Below are 241 nucleotides of genomic sequence, written 5' to 3'. Positions count from 1 at the left end.
CCCCGAGTGCACGTGACCGCTTGGGGGCCAGTGAACGAGTAATACCCATGACCCCTGATCAACGATTTACCCGCTGGGTGAAAATAGCCCTGGCGGCGTTTGTAGTGCTGTTCGTCTATTTCTTACTCGCCGATAGCTTTATGCCCATGACTCCGGAAGCGCGCGCGATGCGGCCCGTGACGCGTATTGCGCCGGAGCTCAGCGCGCCGGTGAAAGACGTGGTGGTGCGGGACCATCAGCG

General features: G+C 60.6%; 1 protein-coding gene. It reads left to right on the top strand.

The genetic code is table 11. The features are described 5' to 3' along the window. Window positions 1-47: 47 nt before the first annotated feature. The coding region (locus P8629_RS12575) for a hypothetical protein (RefSeq protein ID WP_442908723.1) at window positions 48-241 on the top strand (194 nt) is incomplete at its 3' end.

It is taken from the genome of Hydrogenovibrio sp. 3SP14C1 (assembly GCF_029625905.1).
Lineage (GTDB): Bacteria > Pseudomonadota > Gammaproteobacteria > Thiomicrospirales > Thiomicrospiraceae > Hydrogenovibrio.
Note: the sequence above shows the minus strand (reverse complement) of the source record. Positions and strands in the feature narration are given on the sequence as shown.